Here is a 17,373-nt window from a genome sequence, read left to right as displayed (position 1 = left end):
GGTCTCAACGGTAGACAGTGAGCGCCATGGCGCCGAACAGACAGCAGAACAGGCTCAGGCGCAGCAGCGCCGGGTGCCAGAAGAAGCGATACAGGTCATAACCGGAGATGAACCGGTCCAGGGCCCAGGCCAGGGCCGCGGCGATGAAGAACATCAGGGTCATGGTCGGCATGTAAACGCCATGGAAGGCGATTTCACGAGGCATGTGCAGGTCCTTGGGGTGCAGGCACCGCCGGCTTGGCCACGGCATAGGCCGCCAGCGGCGATTGCGGGTCGAGCAATGAAGTACGGATGAAATGCAGGTAGCTCTTCACCCGGCGCAGGGCCGAGGTGTCGAAGTGCGGGGCGAAGGGTTCGTCGGTGGCCTGGACCCGGCTGATGGCATGGTCCACGGCGATCAGCCCGCGCTCCAGGTTGCTCTGGCTAGGCTGCAGGAACAGCCGCACCAGGGAACGGCCCATGACCCGGATCGCCTGGCGCCAGGGCTGGGATTCGGCATAGGCCGGGTGCACCGGGAGGATCGCCTGCTCCTTGCGCAGCTCGATGATGGCGTGGCCGACCTCCAGCACCACGAACATCCAGCGCAGCAGCTCGCTCTGCACCTTGGGCTGGCCCACCGCCAGGCCATAGGCCTGGTGCAGCAGGTCGCGAGTGCGGCTTTCGAAGCTCGACGCCAGGCCCTTGAGCTTGCCGCTGATGGCATACACCACCTGGCCGCGCAGGTCCTGCTCCAGGCGGCGCCACAGCCAGCGGCTGTTGGGCGGCAGGATGATCGCCCCGGCCGCGGCGCAGACCAGCATGCCCATGACCATGGCGATGTAGTCATTGATGAAGGTGTAGGGGTTGTAGATCGTCAGGTTGTCCGGCACCGAGCCGGTGCTGAAGAAGATCAGCAAGCCCAGGCCGACCCCGGCGTACTTGGGCCGCGAGGCCAGGAACGAGCCCAGCACGATCACTGGCGCCAAGGTCAGGCACAGCAGCGGGAAGCCGTCGAGCCAGGGGAACACGAAGAACATCTCGACGAACCCCACCACGGCGCCGATGAAGGTGCCGCAGGCCATCTGGAACGCCATGCGCTTGGGGTTGGGGGTGGCGGCCGACAGGCCGATGGTGGCGGCTGCGATCAGGGTCATGGTGGCGCCACTGGGCCAGGCGGTGGCGACCCAGTAGCTGCCCAGCACCACCAGGACGAAGGCGGCGCGAATCCCCGAGGCGGCCGAGGCCAGCCAGTTGGTCTGCGGGGTGTAGGGTTCGTCCCAGCGCTCGCGCTCATGGCTGTGCTCGGCCAGGGAGGCGTGGGTCTGGGCGTAGCTGTGCAGTTCGTCGACGAAGCGGTACAGCAGCTCGTAGGCGGTATGGAAATCCAGCTGTTCGGCATCGCTGGGGGCGGTTTCCTGGAACGCCGCGCGCAGGCTGCGCACCCGTGCCGGCAGCTCGCCTTTATAAACCGCCAGCGCCGTGGCCAGGCGGGCCGCGTCGGGGCTGGTCAGGGCCCGGCCGGAGAACCCGTCCAGCAGCTCAGCCAGGTCGTAGAGCCCAGGCTTGATCGCCGCCACGACGTGATCGGCACCGCTGCTGCGCAGGCGCTCGAGCAACTGGTGCAGGGCGTTGAAGCGCGTGGTGATGCCCATGAACTCGCTGTTCAAGCGGCTCAGGCGACCGTTGCGCCGACGCATGTGCGGGTCTTCGAACACGGTGACGCTGCGCAGCCCTTCCAGGCCCACCGCCTCGGCGATGAAGCGCACGTTGCTGCTTTCAAAAATGTCGCGCTGGCTGCGCCCGCGCAGGCCATCGGTGACGAACATCGCAAACACCCCGAAGCGCTGGTACAGGGCGTTGCGCATGGCGGCACTGGCGGTCTGCGGCAGGATCGCGGCGCTGACCAGGGTCGAGCAGAGAATCCCCAAGGAGATCTCCAGCACCCGCCAGACCGCCGCCATGAAGGCGCCTTCCGGGTGGGCCAGGGCCGGCAGGCCGACCATGGCCGCGGTGTAGCCGGCGAGGACGAAGCCATAGGCGCGGAAGTTGCGATAGCGCGCAGCGCCAGCCGAGCAGATACCGACCCAGATCGCCAGCGAGCCCAGGAACAGCTCGGTGTTCTGGGCGAACAAGGCGATCAGCGCCACCATCACCGCCGAGCCGGCCAGGGTGCCGAGGAAGCGATAGAAGCTCTTGGCGAACACCTGGCCACTCTGCGGCTGCATGACGATGAACACGGTGATCATCGCCGTGCGCGGCTGCGGCAACTCCAGGCGCATGGCCAGCCACAGGGTGAGGAACGCCGCCGCCAGCACCTTGAAGATATAGACCCAGGTCACGCCATCGCTGCGTGCCCAGTCGAAGAAACCCCGGCGCCACTCAAGGGAATACAGCCAGCGCAAGGGTGCGGGCAAGGAAGTCATCGAAACCTGCTTCAGTGATCAAAGACGGCCAGGGCCGCCGGGGTCTTGGGCGCTTGGATCTGTTTGTCGGAGGGCGCGTCGCGACCGGCTTGCAGGCCACCGCCCAGGGCGGTCACCAGGTCGGCCTGGGCGCTCAGGCGCGCGGCCTGGACTTGCTGCTGCACTTGTTGCTGATGGAACAGCAGGGTCTGGGCATTGAGCACATTGAGGTAGTCGGTCAGGCCGCGCTGGAACGCCACGGTGGCCAGGTCGTAGGTCTTCTGCGCGGCGGCCACCGACTCGGCGGCGAACGACTGCTGCTTGTCCATGGACTCGCGACGGATCAACTGGTCGGAAATGCCCTTGAGCGCATCCACCAGAGTCTGGTTGTACTTGGCCACGGCCAGGTCGTAGCCGGCCGAGGCTTCACCCAACTGCGAACGCAGGCGCCCGCCATCGAAGATCGGCAGGCTGATGGCCGGGCCGACGTTGTAGTTGAGCTTCTTGCCGGTGAGGAACTCCAGGGCCCCGCCGCCGGTGGCCATGAAGCCGATGCTGCCCACCAGGTCGACGTTGGGATAGAACCCGGCATGGGCCACATCGATGCCCCGGGCCTGGGCCGCCACCTGCCAACGGCTGGCCACCACGTCCGGGCGCTGGCCCAGGAGTTCGGCGGGCAGGGCCGAAGGCAGTTTCAGCGCGACGCCCAGGGCCAGGCTCGGCCGTTGCAATTGTGCACCCTCCCCGGGCCCCTTGCCGGCCAGGGCCGCCAGCTGGTTGCGGGCCAGGGCGATTTCTTCATCCAGGGCGTCGATCTGGCGATGGGTCTCCGGCAGTGGCGCCTCGGCCTGGCTCACCTCGAAATGCGTGCCGATGCCAGCGTCCAGGCGCCGTTGCGCCAGCTCGAGGATCTGTTGCTGCTGCTTGAGGGTAGCCAGGGCGATATCGCGCTGGGCGAAGTGCAGGGACAGCTGGATATAGCTGCGCACCACGTTGTTCACCAGCTCCAACTGGGCCAGGCGGGCCTCGGCCACGCTCATGTGGGCCAGGTCCACGGCGCGCTCGGTGGCGTTGCTTTCCCGGCCCCACAGGTCCAGCGCATAACTGAAACCCAGGGCGGCGTTGTTGTCCCAGGTGGTGCTGTTGGATAGCGCCCCGGGGCCGTAGAACGGGTCGGTGGGCCAGTTGTGGCGCTTGAGGGTGGCGTCGCCCTTGACCTGCAGCGACTCGGCCGACTCGGCGATACCGGCCATGGCCTTGGCCTGGCGCACCCGGGCGGCGGCCATGGCCATGCTCGGGCTGCCTTGTATGGCCAGGTCGATCCAACGGTTCAGCTGCGGGTCGCCATAGGCCTGCCACCACTGGGCACTGGGCCAGTGGGCATCCCGCGCGGCGCTCTGGATCGCCTCGTCGGTGGCCAATGTATTAGCGGGAAGTGTCTTGCCTTGTGGGGCAATGCCTCCGGTTCCGATGCAGCCGCTGATTGCTAACGATAAAGCCCAAACACTGAGGGTCTTGAACCCTCTGCTGATGCGACGCGGCACTGCTGCGAATTCCTGAGATCGAGGGGGAAGGCAAATCTCTCGCAGGTGCCGGCAGGCCAACGGTCCAGGCCCGGATATCGGGTCGGACGGCGCTTCGTCGGCAAGGCTCCTGCGGATCGGCGCAATTCTAGGGGGCGGTCGGTTCGGCGATAAGCTGGGATTCCTGTGAATCTTTGTTACCGTAAACGCGATAATCCCTTGGTCGTATCCCCAGACGCCTGTAAAAACAGAAACTTCGTGTCACAATTTGCAATCTCCTTTGAGAGCACCCCATGGACACCTTGCAAAACATGCGTGCCTTCAGTTGTGTCGCCGAAGCCGGCAGCTTCACCGCCGCTGCCGTGCAACTGGACACCACCACGGCCAACGTCTCGCGTGCCGTCTCCAATCTCGAGGCGCACCTGCAAACCCGCTTGCTCAACCGCACCACCCGACGTATCGCCCTGACCGAGGCCGGCAAGCGCTACCTACTGCGCTGCGAGCAGATCCTGGCCTACGTCGAGGAAGCCGAGGCCGAGGCCAGCGATGCCCATGCCCGTCCCGCCGGCCAGTTGAAAGTCCACACCATGACCGGCATCGGCCAGCACTTCGTGATCGACGCCATCGCCCGCTATCGCAAGTCGCACCCGGACGTGACCTTCGACCTGACCATGGCCAACCGCGTGCCGGACCTGCTGGACGAGGGCTACGACGTGTCCATCGTCCTGGCCAGCGAGCTGCCCGATTCGGGGTTCGTGTCCCAGCGCCTGGGGATCACCTACAGCATCGTCTGCGCCTCGCCAGCCTACGTGAAGGCCCACGGCTGCCCGCAGAAGCCCAGCGACCTGCTGCACCATGCCTGCCTGCGCCTGGTGAGTCCGGTGATTCCCCTGGAGAAGTGGGCCTTCGACGGTCCGGAAGGCCAGGAGATGGTCACCATCAACAGCTCGCCGTTCCTGGTGAACTCGGCCGACGCCATGAAGGCCGCGATCATCAGCGGCATGGGCATCGGCGTGCTGCCGGTGTACGCCGCCATCGAGGCCTTGCGCAACGGCACCCTGGTGCGGGTCATGCCCAAGTACCGCTCCCAGGAGCTGAACCTCTACGCCATCTACCCCTCGCGCCAGTACCTGGACGCCAAGATCAAGACCTGGGTCGAGTACCTGCGCGGTTCGTTGCCCGAGATCCTCGCCGCGAACCAGACCGAGCTGGCGTCCTATGAGCTGAGCGGCACCCTGGCCAGCGCCCGCTCCGGGCATTGAACAACCGGTCCCTGGCGCGGGGGCCAGGCCAGAAAAAGCCCATGGAACGGGCTGTTTGATGTTAGCGTGCCAAGCATTTTCCCCCGCCTGACGAGCCGCTTCGCGATGAAAAAGACCGTACTAGCCTTCAGCCGCATCACTGCCCAGATGACCGAACGCCTGCAACAGGACTTCGAAGTCATAGTGCCCAATCCCAAGCAGGGGGATATCGCCGCCCAATTCAACGAAGCCCTGCCCCGGGCCCACGGCCTGATCGGCGTCGGCCGCAAGCTGGGGCGCGCGCAGCTGGAACACGCGACGCAGCTGGAAGTGGTGTCAAGCATCTCGGTGGGCTACGACAACTACGACCTGGACTACTTCAACGAACGCGGGCTGATGCTCACCAACACCCCCGATGTGCTCACCGAAAGCACCGCCGACCTGGCCTTCGCCCTGCTCATGGGCAGTGCGCGCCGGGTCGCCGAGCTGGACGCCTGGACCAAGGCCGGGCAGTGGCAGGCCAGCGTCGGCCCGGCGTTGTTCGGCTGCGATGTGCATGGCAAGACCCTGGGGATAGTCGGCATGGGCAATATCGGCGCGGCCATCGCCCGCCGCGGTCGCCTGGGCTTCGGCATGCCGATCCTCTATAGCGGCAACAGCCGCAAGAGCGCCCTGGAACAGGAGCTGGGGGCGCAGTACCGCAGCCTCGAGCAGTTGCTGGCCGAGGCCGACTTCGTCTGCCTGGTGGTGCCGCTGAGCGAGCAGACCCGGCACCTGATCGGCCAGCGCGAACTGGCGCTGATGAAGCCCAGCGCGATCCTGGTGAACATTTCCCGTGGCCCGGTAGTGGACGAGCCGGCGTTGGTCCAAGCCCTGCAAAGCGGCCAGATCCGCGGTGCCGGCCTGGACGTGTACGAGAAGGAACCGCTGGCGCAATCGCCGCTGTTCCAATTGTCCAACGCCCTGACCCTGCCCCATGTTGGCTCGGCCACCACCGAGACCCGCGACGCCATGGCCGAGCGCGCCATGAGCAACCTGCGCAGCGCCCTGCTGGGCCAGCGCCCCCAGGACCTGGTCAACCCGCAGGTGTGGAAGGCCCAGTAACAGCCGGTAAACGATACCCCCGGCCCACTTCGCGCCCACAACCGCATAGCCAGGCACAGCCGGCGGGCGATGAACGAAAACCTGCGCCACCAGTCAGATGGCCAAGCCCGCTTGGCCAACCTGCCCTGCCAAGGCAATGCCCGCAGGCTGGCCACTGTCTCAGAGAGATCCTGCATGAAGTTGAAGTATCTACTCCTGGCCCCGGCGTTCTTCCTCGCGGCCTGCGATCAGCAATCACCAGCACAGGCGACCAGCCCCACGGCCAAATCGCCGCTGATAGTGGCCCTGGAGTCCATGGGCAGCCACTTCCAGCAAGAACCCAGCAACGTGATGGTGAATCAGAAAGTCACCGGCGAGTCCCCGACCGAGGCGGTGGTCGAGATCGAGGAGTCAGGGTTGCTGGATGACTCGGTGTTCGCGCAAAAGACAATATTCAACCTGTCCATCGAGAACGAGCGCTGGACCGTGACCGACAAGACGACCCAGGTGAAATGCTACCCAGGCCGGGGCCATCAGGACTATGGGTCCGATCCTTGCCAGTAACGCTCCCACCGACGTGATCGCCCTCCGCCGGCAGCGACAGGCCGGCGTGGAGAATCAGGCCAGCTTCCCGGGAATTGCCGCCAAGGCCCTGGGTTTGCGAAACACCAGCACGTTGCCCAGCATCACCAGCACCAGGCCGGCCAGGGCCGGGGCGGTCCACTGGTAGCCTTCCACCACCGCCGAGACGTTCAGCGCCACCACCGGGAACAACACCGTGCAATAGGCCGCCCGCTCCGGTCCCATGCGCCCCACCAGGGTCAGGTAGGCGGTGAAGCCGATCACCGAGCCGGGAATCACCAGGTACAGCAGCGAGCCGATATAGCGCGTGCTCCACTCCACATCGAAGGCGATGCCCTGGGCCAGGCAGTACAGCGCCAGCATCGTCGCCCCGTAGGCCATGCCCCAGGCATTGGTGGTCATGGGCTTGAGCCCGGCCTTCTGCTGCAGGCTGGAGAGCATGTTGCCGGCCGAGAAACACAGGGTGCCCAACAGGCCCAGCCCCAGGCCGAGCAGGGTTTGCGGGCTGGCGCTATGCCCTACCAGCTCCGGCCAGAACAGCAGCCCCAGCCCCAGCAGGCCCAGGCCGCCACCGAACAGCACGTTGCGGGCGATCTTCTGGCCGAAGAACACCCGCGCATTGAGGGCGTTCCACAAGGTCGCGGTGGAGAACACCACCGCCACCAGGCCAGTGGGCACCCACTGGCTGGCATGCAGGAAACACATGAAGTTGAGGCAGAACAGGCACAGGCCCTGGGCCAGGCAGATCAGGTGGGCGCGGCGGTTCATCGCCTGCAGCTTGCCGCTGACCAGGAGCAGGACGAACAGCACCAGGGCCGCCAGAGCGAAGCGATAGACGATGGATACCGGAATCGCCACCACGCCCAACTGCAGCTTCAGGGCGATCCAGGTGGTGCCCCAGATCAGCACGGTCAACAAGTACAACGACAGGTTCATGGCACGGCTCCTCGTATAAGGAACACAGTCTCGCGCCCGGAACCCGGCCTGCGCTTGCACAAACTTGCGGTTTTTATCGGCAACCGGCTGGCAGCCCGGACACGACGGAGTAGGATGCGCAACATCGGCACACGAACCTCGCGATTCGACCATCATGTCCGCACTGGATAGCCTGCAAGTCTTCCAAGCCCTGAACCGCTCGCCCAACGCGCGCCTGGAGCACAGCGCCGAACTGGGCGACGGCTTGTGGGCGGCCATGTGGAGCAACCATCACGACGCCCAGGAATATGCCGCGCCGAGCCACCACACCCTGTCCTGCTACATCGCCGGCGGCACCGGTACCTTCCGCCGCGACCGGCCCGGGACCATGGGCGGCCCGGGCAAGCTGTGCATCCTGCCCGCCGAGCACCAGTCGGCCTGGGTGATCAATGGCGACATTCGCCTGGCCCACGTGTACTTCAGCCCACAGCAGTTCGCCCTGGGTTGCGTCACCTTGCTGGACCGCGAACCCCGGGAGATGCAACTGCGCGAGAGCGTGTTCCTCGACGACCCGCAGCAGACCCGGCACTTCCAGCAACTGATCCGCTTGAACTGGAACGAGCCCGGCGAACGCTTGCTGACCAGCAGCCTGGCCCACGAAATGCTCGGCCACGCCTTGCTCAACCAGGCCGGCCTGCGCCAGGGCCTGCGCCTCAAGGGCGGCCTGGCCGCCCACCAACGGCGCCTGCTGGCGGACTACATCGACAGCCAGCTCGACACGCCCCTGAGCCTGGGCCAACTGGCCGGCTTGTGCGCCCTCTCCGAGTACCACTTCGCGCGGATGTTCCGTGAAAGCTTCGGCCTGCCGCCGCACCAATATGTGCTGGCCCGGCGCCTGGAGCGGGCGCGCCTGCTGTTGCGCAGCAGCGCCCGGCCCCTGGGGGACATCGCCCTGGCCTGCGGCTTCGCCAGCGCCAGCCACTTCACCAACCGCTTCCGCCAGGCCCTGGGCGGCACCCCGGGCGAATACCGCCAGGCCTTCGCCGGCTGACCCTGGCCTCAGGGCGCCAGGGTCAGGACGCTGAAGGTATTGGCGTGGAACAACGGATCCGCCTTCGGCTCACCCGGGACCGACGCCGGCTGGGTGAAGTCCATCGCCGCCAGGTAGACCTTCCGGCTACGCGGGTCGAACGCCATGTTATAGGCCATGGGTTGGGTGCTGACGCTGCCCAGCGCCTGATAGTGGTCGGCATCGAGCTGGGCGATCAGGCTGAGGTTGGCGTCCACCCCGCTGGCCACCAGCACCCGGCGGGACTGCGGGTCGTAGGCCAGGGCATTGACGTCCCGGGTGATCGGCAGGCTGGCCTTGAGCGCGCCGTTGTCGCGATCGAGCACCAGCAACCGTGGGCGCTCACCACGACAGGCGACGAACAACCGCGAACGCTGTTCATCCTGGGCCAGGGCACTGGGTCGCTGGCAATCGGGATACTGCCAGCGATCCAGGACCTCGAAGCTGCTGGACGACAGCCGCGCCAGCACGCCTTCGTCGCGCATCGGCAAGAAGAAGCTGCCATCGCCCTTGAGCAGCAGCGGGTCGATCTTCTTCACCGCCAGGTCATGGGCGGCGACGATCCGCTCCTGCTGCGGATCGAAGACGAACAGCGTCGAGCGATCGGCCCGACGCCCGCTGACGATGATCACCTGGCCGGTTTTCGGCTCGTACACCGCGCTGTTGAGGTTGCTCTGGGTCACGACGATGCGCTTGAGCGGCTTGAGTGTGGACAACTGCACCACGCCCAGGCTGCCATCGGTGTTGAGCACCAGTAGCCGGTCCAGTTCGGGCACGAACACCACGCCATTGGCCCCCGCCGACTGCTCCAGGGTCCGCAGCGGGCGCTGCTTGTCCACATCGAACACACTCAGGCCGTTGTCGCGCCGGGCCAGGAACAGGTACGGCCGGACCGGGTCCAGGGCGATGAACCCCCAGCTCGAACCGGCGCCCGGCAACAGCGCCTGGTGCTCACGGTGATACAAGCGGGCATCGGCCGCCGCGCCCTCGGGCTGCGCCGCCAGGGCCAGGTGGCAGAACCCCAGGGCCAGGAACCACAGGTGACGGATCTTCATCAGAACTCCAGGGTGCTGGACAGCGACACTTGCCGTGAGTCGCCCAGGGAGACGAAGTACTTGCTCACCGACGAGGTGTAGTAGGTCTTGTCGAACAGGTTCTTCACGTTGAGCTGGAACTTGACCTTCTGCCCTTCGAGCTTGGTGTCGTAGGTGGCGAAGGCGTCGGCCACGGTGTAGCCCGGCAGGTCGAAGCTGTTGGGCGCATCGCCGGCGCGCTCGCCGACATAACGGGCACCGGCGCCGACCCGCAGGCGATCGCCGCCCAGCAGGCTGCCGAAGTCGTAGACCGCCGACAGCGAGCCGCTGTTCTTGGCCACGTTCTGCAATTGCTTGCCTTTGTACTTAGTGTCTTTGGTCACTTCGGCATCGGTGTAGGCATAGCTGCCGATCAGACTCCACTGGTCGCTGAGCTGGCCGGTCAGGTCCAGCTCCAGGCCCTTGGAATGCACCTCGCCGGCCACGCTGGTGACCGTCTCGGTCGCCGTGGCGGTGGACACCAGCACGTTGCGCTTGGTGATGTCGAACAGCGCCGCACTGGCGGTGATGCGCCCGGGAATATCGAGCTTGGCCCCCAGCTCCCAGGACTTGGCTTCTTCAGGCTCGATGGAGCCGTCCAGCACCGCGGTGCCACCGGCCAGCTGGGCGATGCTGGAGTTGGGCTTGAACGATTCGGTATAGCTGCCATAGAACGACAGCTGGTCGGTGTAGCGATACACCAGGCCGGCACGGGGCACGAACTTCTGCCCGTTGCTGTTGGTGTTGGCATGGAACGGCCGGCCCTTGCCGGCGTACTGGTCGTACTCCTGGAAGCGTCCACCGCCCACCAGGATCCACTGGTCGGTGAGGTGGATGGCGTCCTGGAAGAACAGCGAATCGCTGCGCAGCAGATCGGTCTGGTCGCTGTCCGGGGCGCTGACGTTGGTGCCCGCCACCTGCTGGCCATACACCGGGTTGCGGTAGTTGAAACTGGTGTTCTTGCCGCGAATCAGGTCGGCGCGATAGATCTTGCGGTACTCGTCGTCGAGGCCGAACACCAGGTCGTGCTGCATGCCGGCCAGCTGCACCTTGCCCTCGAGGCTGGCGGTGGCGTAGCGGTCGGTGGTCAGGGCGCCCTGGGTGCCGTCCATGGTCCGGGTCAGGGTGCCGTTGGCATTCACTGCGGTCAGGCGCACCTGGCTGGCGTCGTAGGTCTCGCGGTTCCAGCTGTAGCCGAAGTGGGCCTTCCAGTCGTCGCCGAGTTCGTGGTCGACCTCGAAGCGGTACAGGTCCGAGCGCCCTTCCATGTTGTTGAACGGCTCGTCCAGGCGCCGGGTGGCCGGGATGTCCAGTGGATGGTTGGTCTTGGGATCGATGGCCGTGCCACGGTCGAACGGGGTCAGGAACTCGCGATGCTCGTAGGCCAGCAGGACCTTGGTGCGCTCGCCATACCAGGCCAGGGACGGCGCCACCAGGGATTCGCGATGGGTGCCGAAGTTGCGCCAGTAATCTTCGTCCTCATGATCGACGATCAAGCGATAGGCCAACCCGGAATCGCCGATCGGCCCGGTGGTGTCGAGACTGCCGCCGCTGCCGTTCTTGCCCGAGCCGTAGGTCGAGCCGCGCACGGTCAGCGCGGTGGATTGCTGCAGTTCGGGCTTCTTGCTGACCACGTTGATCACCCCACCCGGGTCCTGGATGCCGTAGAGCAGCGATGACGGCCCCTTGAGCACTTCGACCCGCTCGGCCGTGGCGTTCAGGGCGCGGCCCTGCACCACCGGCATGCTGTCGCGCATGATCGAGCCGTTGCGGTTGTCGCCAAAACCCCGCAGCAGCACCGCATCCTGGGTGCCGCCCAGAGTGTTGGTCTGGGTGATGCCGCTGACGTTCTTCAGCGCGTCGTCCAGGTTGCGCGGGGTCTGGTCCTTCAGGACCTGGGCCGGGACCACGTTGATGATCTGCGGGATTTCCTGGTTCAGCGCCTGGCTGCGCGCCACCGAGGTGGTGGCCGGCGGCTGGTAGCTGGTGCTGTCGTCGGCGCCCACGGCGGTGACACTGGTGGCGCCCAGGTTCAAGGCTGCGCCCTGGGGCAATGGCTCGAGGACCAGGGTATGGGCATCGCTGCGCCGGTAGCTGAAGCCGGAGTTGCCAAGCAGGCGCTGCACGGCCTGCTCGGCGCTGAATTGGCCATTGAGCGCCGGGGCCTTGAGGCCATAGGGCGCCTCGGAGGTGTAGACCACGCTGATACCGGTGACCCGGGTGAAATCACTCAGGGCCTGGGGCAGTGGCTTGGCCGCGATGGCGAAATTGAACAGCGTGCTGTGCTGGGCACTGCCGGATTCGGCCGCCAGGGCCACGCCCAGAGGCAGCAATGCCAACCCCGACACCATCAGCGCGGATGCGCCGAACCAACGTTTTACCGAAGCGTTTGCCGCCGAATTTGCCCTGGACTTCATGCTTGAGACTCGTGTGTAGGAGCACATTGAATGCGAATTGATCGCACTTTCAAGCACTACACGGATGTCGAGGGCAAAGACCTCAGCAATTTTTTGAAAATATTTTCAGCCGCGCTGGAGTGAGTCGACGAGCGGACCTGGCAAGCCGGATCTACGGCCGCTGCGCGACCGGGCGCAGCCTGCGGCAGCGGCTACACGAAGCGAGCGAACGCACGCACCTGTAGCCGCTGCTGAGCCTGCGAAGCTGCGACAAGGTCCGCAGGATCTTCGGCGCCCGATCGGCGGCCGCTGCGCAGCGGCCGCCCGGACACCTCAGTTGCTGCGCTGGATCCTTCCTGCGCTGGTGGCGGAGCCGGCCGGCTTGCCCTGGTGCTCCATGTCCTTGAGGTACTGCAACATGGCGTCCAGGTCGCTGATGCCCAGGTCGCTGCGCTGGGTGCCGTCCTTGAACAGGCTGAAGCGATCACCGCCCTCGCCCAGGAAGGCGTTCATCACCACCCGGTAACGGGCATCGGCACGCAGCGGCTGGCCATCCAGGCGCAAGCTGCCCGGCACCACGCGATCCCCCACCGGGCGCTTGGCGTCCCAGCGGTAGCTGAAGCCCCGGGAGACCTGGAGGATGTTGGCATCGTCCGTACCCTTCCACTGCTGGTTGAGCACCTGTTGCAACTGCCGGCCGGTGAGGTCGAAGGCAACCAGGGCGTTGTTGAAGGGTTGCAAGGTCGCCAGTTGCCCGTAGTTGAGCTTGGCCTGCCCGGGCTCCAGGGCCAGGTCGCTGCGAATGCCGCCGGTGTTCATGAAGGCGATCTTCGCGCCATTGGCCTGGCCGGCGGCCAGGTGGGCATCGGCGATCAGGTCGCCCAGGGGCATTTCCCCGGCGCCATCGGCGCGTCGGGTGATGGACGGGGCGCCAATCGCCGCCACCGGGCTGAGCAGCACCTCATTGCTGCGCGCCTCGACGTCGCGCTGCAACCGGGCCAGGGCCGGGTCCTGTGGATAACGCGCCGGGTCGGCCAGCAGGTTGACTGCCTTGATGTCCGTGACCCGGTGTTGGCCCGGGGTCACTTGCAGGGTCAGGTGGGTCAGCAGGTGACCATAGGAATTGCCCTGAGTCACCAGCAGCGAACCGACCTTGCACAGGTAGCCCTGGTGCGAATGGGCGCTGACCAGCACGTCCACCGCCGGGTCGAGGCGCTTGGCCACGTCGATGATGTCGCCGCCAAGTTGCGAGCAGTCGGGCTTGTCGAACGGCTCGGGGGTCGCGCCGCCCTGGTGCACCACGGCGATGATGGCGTTGGCGCCCTGGGCCTTGAGCTCGGGAATCAGTTTATTGATGGAATCGGCTTCATCCGCCACTTGCAGGCCACGCATGCCCTTGGCGCTGACCATCGCCGCCACGTCGCGCAGTACCGCGCCGACGAAGGCCACCTTGACCCCGCGTACCTCCTCGATGCGATAGGCCGGCAGCAACGGCTTGCCGGTGTCGCTGTCCATCAGGTTGGCGGCCAGGTAGGGAAAGCCGCTGCCTGCGTAGTCCGGGCGGAACTGGCAGGCCTTGTCCGGTCGTGGCGATTGGCAGCCACCGTTGACCTGGCGCAGGAACTCGGCCTTGCCCTGGTCCAGTTCGTGGTTGCCGATGGCGCTGAGCTTCAGGCCCATCTGGCGCAGGGCGTCCAGGGTCGGCTCGTCGGCCCACATGGCCGACAGCGGCGGGCTACCGCCCACCAGGTCACCGGCGCCGATGAACAACAGCTGTGGATCTTCCTGGCGTAGTTGGCCGAGCATGCCGCCGAGAGTGGCGATGCCGCCGGCCTGGAGCTTGCGCACGCCACCGGGGGCGGTTGGGTCCTTGAAGCTGAAGGGGTTGGCCTGCAGGTTACCGTGCAGGTCGTTGATGGCGACGATATTCACCGCCACCGGTTGCGGTTCGTGGGAGACCGAGTTGCAACCGGCCAGGGTGGCCAGGGCCAGGGTCAGCGCACCCAGCAACAAGGGTACGGGACGAAGACGCGACATTGAAAAGTCCTTGTATTGTCGGCAAGAAAAAGCCGCTGGCGCAGGCGGCGCGGCGAGCCTGGCGGACGCTGTGGGAGCGCCCGCCCGGTCATCGCCCGCGGCCTTGGGCAGCGGCTACGGCGCGTAGCTTATCAGGCAGGTTGCAGGGTGCCATGCACCGCTTGCGCCGCCGGGGCTTTCAGGGCTGTGCCCATGCCGGCGCGCAGCAGCAGGATCTTCAGGTGGTCGGTGATGCGTTCGACCCGATCCTGGAAGTGGTTGTGGAAGATCATGCTGCCCAGGGCGATGGCGATCCCCAGTGCCGTGGCGTACAACGCGGTGCCGATACCCTTGGAGACCTCGCCCGGGTCGGAGACACCGGTCTCGGCCAGGGCCTTGAAGGTGTCGATGATCCCCAGGATGGTCCCCAGCAAGCCCAGCAACGGCGCCGCGGTGACCACGGTTTCCAGCAGCCACAGGCCATGCATCAGCTTGCTGCGGGTGGCGATGTAGATCGACTCGCTGAGGTCTTCCAGGTCCTTGTGGCTGGCCAGTCCCTGCTTGTGGGCGAACAGCTCGGCGACCATCTCCAGCGGCAGGCTGTTGCGCTCGCGCAGCTGCGCCGGCAAGTCGTCGACGCTGTGCATCTTCGGGTTGAGCACGGTCTCCAGTTTCTTTGCCTGGCGCAGGCTGAAGCTGAAGTAGATGCCCCGCTCCACCGCGATGAAGGAGGCGATCGCGGCCGCACCGTACATGGTGTAGAAGGTGATGTCGTGCAGCAGATTCATGTCCATCGTCATGTCCTCTTGTACCTGAAACGAATCAGAACGCAGCTTCCAGGGAGACCATCGCGGTCCGCTCCTCGCCGACGTTGTAGTAGGCGGTGCTCGGCGCCAGGCCATTGGTCCTCACCGAGTTGAACGACACGGTGCGGGTCGAGGCCAGGTATTCCTTGTCGAACACGTTGAGCATCGAGAAACGCAGGGTCGCGGACTTCAGCACCTTCTTGTCCACCGGCAGGTGGATACCGGCATTGAGGTCGAACACGGTGCGCCCGGAGATCTTCTCGTCGTTGGTCAGGTCGCCGTAGAAGGCGCCGACGTACTTGCCGACGACGTTGCCGTAGTAGCGCGAGTCGTCGTAGCCCAGGCTCAGGTTGAACATGTTCTCCGGCACGTTGGCCAGTTGCTTGCCGGAGGTCGGCAGCAGCACGTTCTTGTTGGTCAGGTCGTCCATCTGCTCGGACTTGGTGTAGGTGTACGAGGCGTAGTAGTTGAAGTTGTGCGGCAGCAGCCCGCTCCACTCCAGCTCCAGGCCGCGGTTCTTCACCTCGCCGACGTTGGCCACCACGTAGTCGCCATTGACGTCGGTGGTGGAGATCTGCCGGTCCTTGAAGGTGATGTAGAACAGCGTCGCGCTCAGGGCCATGTTGTCTTCGCTGTAGCGCCAGCCCAACTCCTGGTTCCAGCTCAACTCGGGTTTCAGGCTGATGGCATCGCCCTTGTTGTAGAGCACGTAGTTGGGTGGCGTGCGCATGTTGCGAGTGACGTTGTAGAACGCCTGGTTGTTCGGATCGATCTGGTACTTGGCGTTGAAGCTGGGCAGGAACTGGTGATAGCGGGCATTACGCTTTTCCGGCTTGTCGGTCAGGCTGCCGAGGTTGTTGCCGTCACGCTCCACATGCTGGTACGCCAGGGCCCCGGTCAGGGTCAGGTCCGGGGTCGCCTGCCAGGTGTCTTGCACCCAGAGCTTCTGTGCCGGGGTCACGGTGTACTGGTGCCGGCCCTGGACCGTGGCGCCATTGCGATCCACCAGTTGGTCGGAACCGTTGTAGTCGCCCCAGACGTTCTCCGGCGCGCCATTGCCCTTGATGCCGATGAAGGGCTGGGTCTGGCGCTGGCGGGCGCGCTCGTACCAGTAGCCGAAGTCCAGGCTGTGCTCTTCGTTGAGGTCCCACTTGAGCTTGGTGGTCATCCCCGGGCGCCAGGTCTCGGTCCAGGAGGGCCGGTAGTAGCTGCCGGCGGGCAGGCCCGTCAGGTCATAGTTGCCAGCCTTGCTGGAGGAACTGGACAAGGTAGTGGCAGTCTGGCCGCTGAAGCTGCCGCCGTTGGACCACACGTAGTACGGGTTGAAGGTCAGGCTCAGGTCGTCACGCAGCTGGAAGCGCTGGGTCACCGAAGCCGTCAGGCTTTCGAAGGGGTTGCGGTTGAGCTTGTAGGACTGGGACACGCTGCCGTTCTTGAACACGGTGCTTTCCGAGTAGTCCACGCGCCGGCCCTGGTTCTGGAACTGGGCCTTGCTGACGCTGTTGTAGTTGTAGTTCTCCTGCTTGTTGTACTTGAAGATGGCGTTGGTGGAGTTGCCGTTGCCGTCTTCGAACAGGGTGTTCCACTCGATCTTGTCGGCACGCAAGGTGCCCTTGCCCTTCCACTTGTCGCCTTCGGTGTGGGAGGCCGAGACCCAGGTCTTGAAGCCGCCCAGGTCGCCGGTGTTCAGCCGGGCGAAGGATTTGCGCAGGTTGTTCGAACCCACCGATTGCTTGACGAACACGCCGAAGTCCTTGGTCGGGCGTATGGTCACCAGGCCGATGTTGCCACCGCTGGAACCGATGTGCGGACCGTCGGCCTCGGACGAGCCTTGGGTGACGAACACTTCGCTGAAGTTTTCCGAATCGCCCATCAGGTTCGGATAGATGGAGTAGTCACCCGAGTCGTTGATCGGGAAACCATCGGAAGAAAGGCCCACCTGGTCGGAGTTCATCCCGCGCATGGTGAAGCTGGTGCCGCTCAGGCCCGTGGCATCGGTGCTGGAGACGTTGATCCCCGGAGTGTACTTGAGCTTGTCCACGGCGTTGGCGGTGGGCGCCATCTGGTCCATGGCTTCCTTGGTCACGGTGGAACGCGCCTTGGCGCTTTCTTCCTTGATCATGTGGCCATTGCCCAGGGACTGTTTGCCGGCAACGTTCACCGCACCGACGTCCACGGTATCGTCGGCCAGAACCAATGGCGCAAAACTGCCCAGGCCCGATGCCAGAAGCAGGGCATAAAGTTTATTGATCTTCACGGGTCAATCCCTTGCTTACAACTTTCGTTAA

General features: G+C 65.4%; 13 protein-coding genes. 4 read left to right on the top strand and 9 right to left on the bottom strand.

Going from position 1 to position 17,373, the window contains the following annotated elements:
* Positions 1-4: 4 nt before the first annotated feature.
* From GDH07_RS03425 to GDH07_RS03415, 3 genes are read right to left on the bottom strand one after another with little or no spacing between them, the layout of a single operon-like run.
* A complete protein-coding gene (locus GDH07_RS03425) occupies positions 5-205 on the bottom strand; it encodes a DUF1656 domain-containing protein (protein ID WP_007930063.1) in 201 nt (66 codons plus the stop codon).
* Positions 195-2,402 carry an FUSC family protein gene (locus GDH07_RS03420; RefSeq protein ID WP_152896684.1) on the bottom strand — a complete coding sequence of 736 codons (2,208 nt, stop codon included), beginning with the start codon at positions 2,400-2,402 and terminating at the stop codon, positions 195-197. The genes GDH07_RS03425 and GDH07_RS03420 overlap by 11 nt, the downstream gene beginning before the upstream one ends.
* An 11-nt stretch (positions 2,403-2,413) precedes the next feature.
* The gene (locus GDH07_RS03415; RefSeq protein WP_343038127.1) at positions 2,414-3,925 is read right to left on the bottom strand and encodes an efflux transporter outer membrane subunit; all 1,512 of its coding nucleotides are present in this window, start codon (positions 3,923-3,925) and stop codon (positions 2,414-2,416) included.
* 272 nt (positions 3,926-4,197) lie between these two features.
* Here GDH07_RS03415 and GDH07_RS03410 point away from each other — a divergent pair, with 272 nt between their 5' ends.
* The 3 genes from GDH07_RS03410 (at position 4,198) to GDH07_RS03400 (ending at position 6,792) form a co-directional block, all read left to right on the top strand.
* The gene (locus tag GDH07_RS03410; protein WP_022642418.1) at positions 4,198-5,166 is read left to right on the top strand and encodes a LysR family transcriptional regulator; all 969 of its coding nucleotides are present in this window, start codon (positions 4,198-4,200) and stop codon (positions 5,164-5,166) included.
* Between the two features lie 105 nt (positions 5,167-5,271).
* Positions 5,272-6,249: a 2-hydroxyacid dehydrogenase gene (locus tag GDH07_RS03405; protein ID WP_152896683.1), complete on the top strand. Its 978-nt coding sequence runs from the start codon at positions 5,272-5,274 to the stop codon at positions 6,247-6,249.
* Positions 6,250-6,423: 174 nt separating this feature from the next.
* Positions 6,424-6,792: a hypothetical protein gene (locus GDH07_RS03400; RefSeq protein ID WP_143494538.1), complete on the top strand. Its 369-nt coding sequence runs from the start codon at positions 6,424-6,426 to the stop codon at positions 6,790-6,792.
* Between the two features lie 54 nt (positions 6,793-6,846).
* Here the strand turns inward: GDH07_RS03400 and GDH07_RS03395 are convergent, their stop codons facing one another.
* Positions 6,847-7,746: a DMT family transporter gene (locus GDH07_RS03395; RefSeq protein WP_152896682.1), complete on the bottom strand. Its 900-nt coding sequence runs from the start codon at positions 7,744-7,746 to the stop codon at positions 6,847-6,849.
* A 154-nt stretch (positions 7,747-7,900) separates the two neighbouring features.
* Between GDH07_RS03395 and GDH07_RS03390 the strand changes: the two genes are divergently transcribed.
* On the top strand, positions 7,901-8,776 hold the full coding sequence (locus GDH07_RS03390; RefSeq protein WP_152896681.1) for a helix-turn-helix domain-containing protein: 876 nt from the start codon (positions 7,901-7,903) through the stop codon (positions 8,774-8,776).
* An 8-nt stretch (positions 8,777-8,784) separates the two neighbouring features.
* Here the strand turns inward: GDH07_RS03390 and GDH07_RS03385 are convergent, their stop codons facing one another.
* The 5 genes from GDH07_RS03385 to GDH07_RS03365 form a co-directional block, all read right to left on the bottom strand.
* Complete coding sequence (locus tag GDH07_RS03385; protein ID WP_152896680.1) at positions 8,785-9,849, bottom strand: WD40 repeat domain-containing protein; 1,065 nt, start codon at positions 9,847-9,849, stop codon at positions 8,785-8,787.
* Positions 9,849-12,284, bottom strand: coding sequence for a TonB-dependent siderophore receptor (locus tag GDH07_RS03380; RefSeq protein ID WP_152896679.1), 2,436 nt, complete (start codon positions 12,282-12,284; stop codon positions 9,849-9,851). The genes GDH07_RS03385 and GDH07_RS03380 overlap by 1 nt, the downstream gene beginning before the upstream one ends.
* Before the next feature lie 312 nt (positions 12,285-12,596).
* Positions 12,597-14,300, bottom strand: coding sequence for a bifunctional metallophosphatase/5'-nucleotidase (locus tag GDH07_RS03375; RefSeq protein ID WP_053134222.1), 1,704 nt, complete (start codon positions 14,298-14,300; stop codon positions 12,597-12,599).
* 131 nt (positions 14,301-14,431) lie between these two features.
* Entirely contained in the window at positions 14,432-15,073 is a 642-nt protein-coding gene (locus GDH07_RS03370; RefSeq protein WP_152896678.1) for a MotA/TolQ/ExbB proton channel family protein, read from the bottom strand.
* A 28-nt stretch (positions 15,074-15,101) separates the two neighbouring features.
* Positions 15,102-17,342, bottom strand: a complete 2,241-nt coding sequence (locus tag GDH07_RS03365) for a TonB-dependent receptor family protein (protein ID WP_343038124.1) — start codon at positions 17,340-17,342, stop codon at positions 15,102-15,104.
* Positions 17,343-17,373: the final 31 nt, after the last annotated feature.

The organism is Pseudomonas piscis (genome assembly GCF_009380155.1).
In the GTDB taxonomy this organism is placed as follows: domain Bacteria; phylum Pseudomonadota; class Gammaproteobacteria; order Pseudomonadales; family Pseudomonadaceae; genus Aquipseudomonas; species Aquipseudomonas piscis.
The sequence above is the reverse complement of the archived record's forward strand: the minus strand, read 5'-3'. Positions and strand labels throughout refer to the sequence as shown.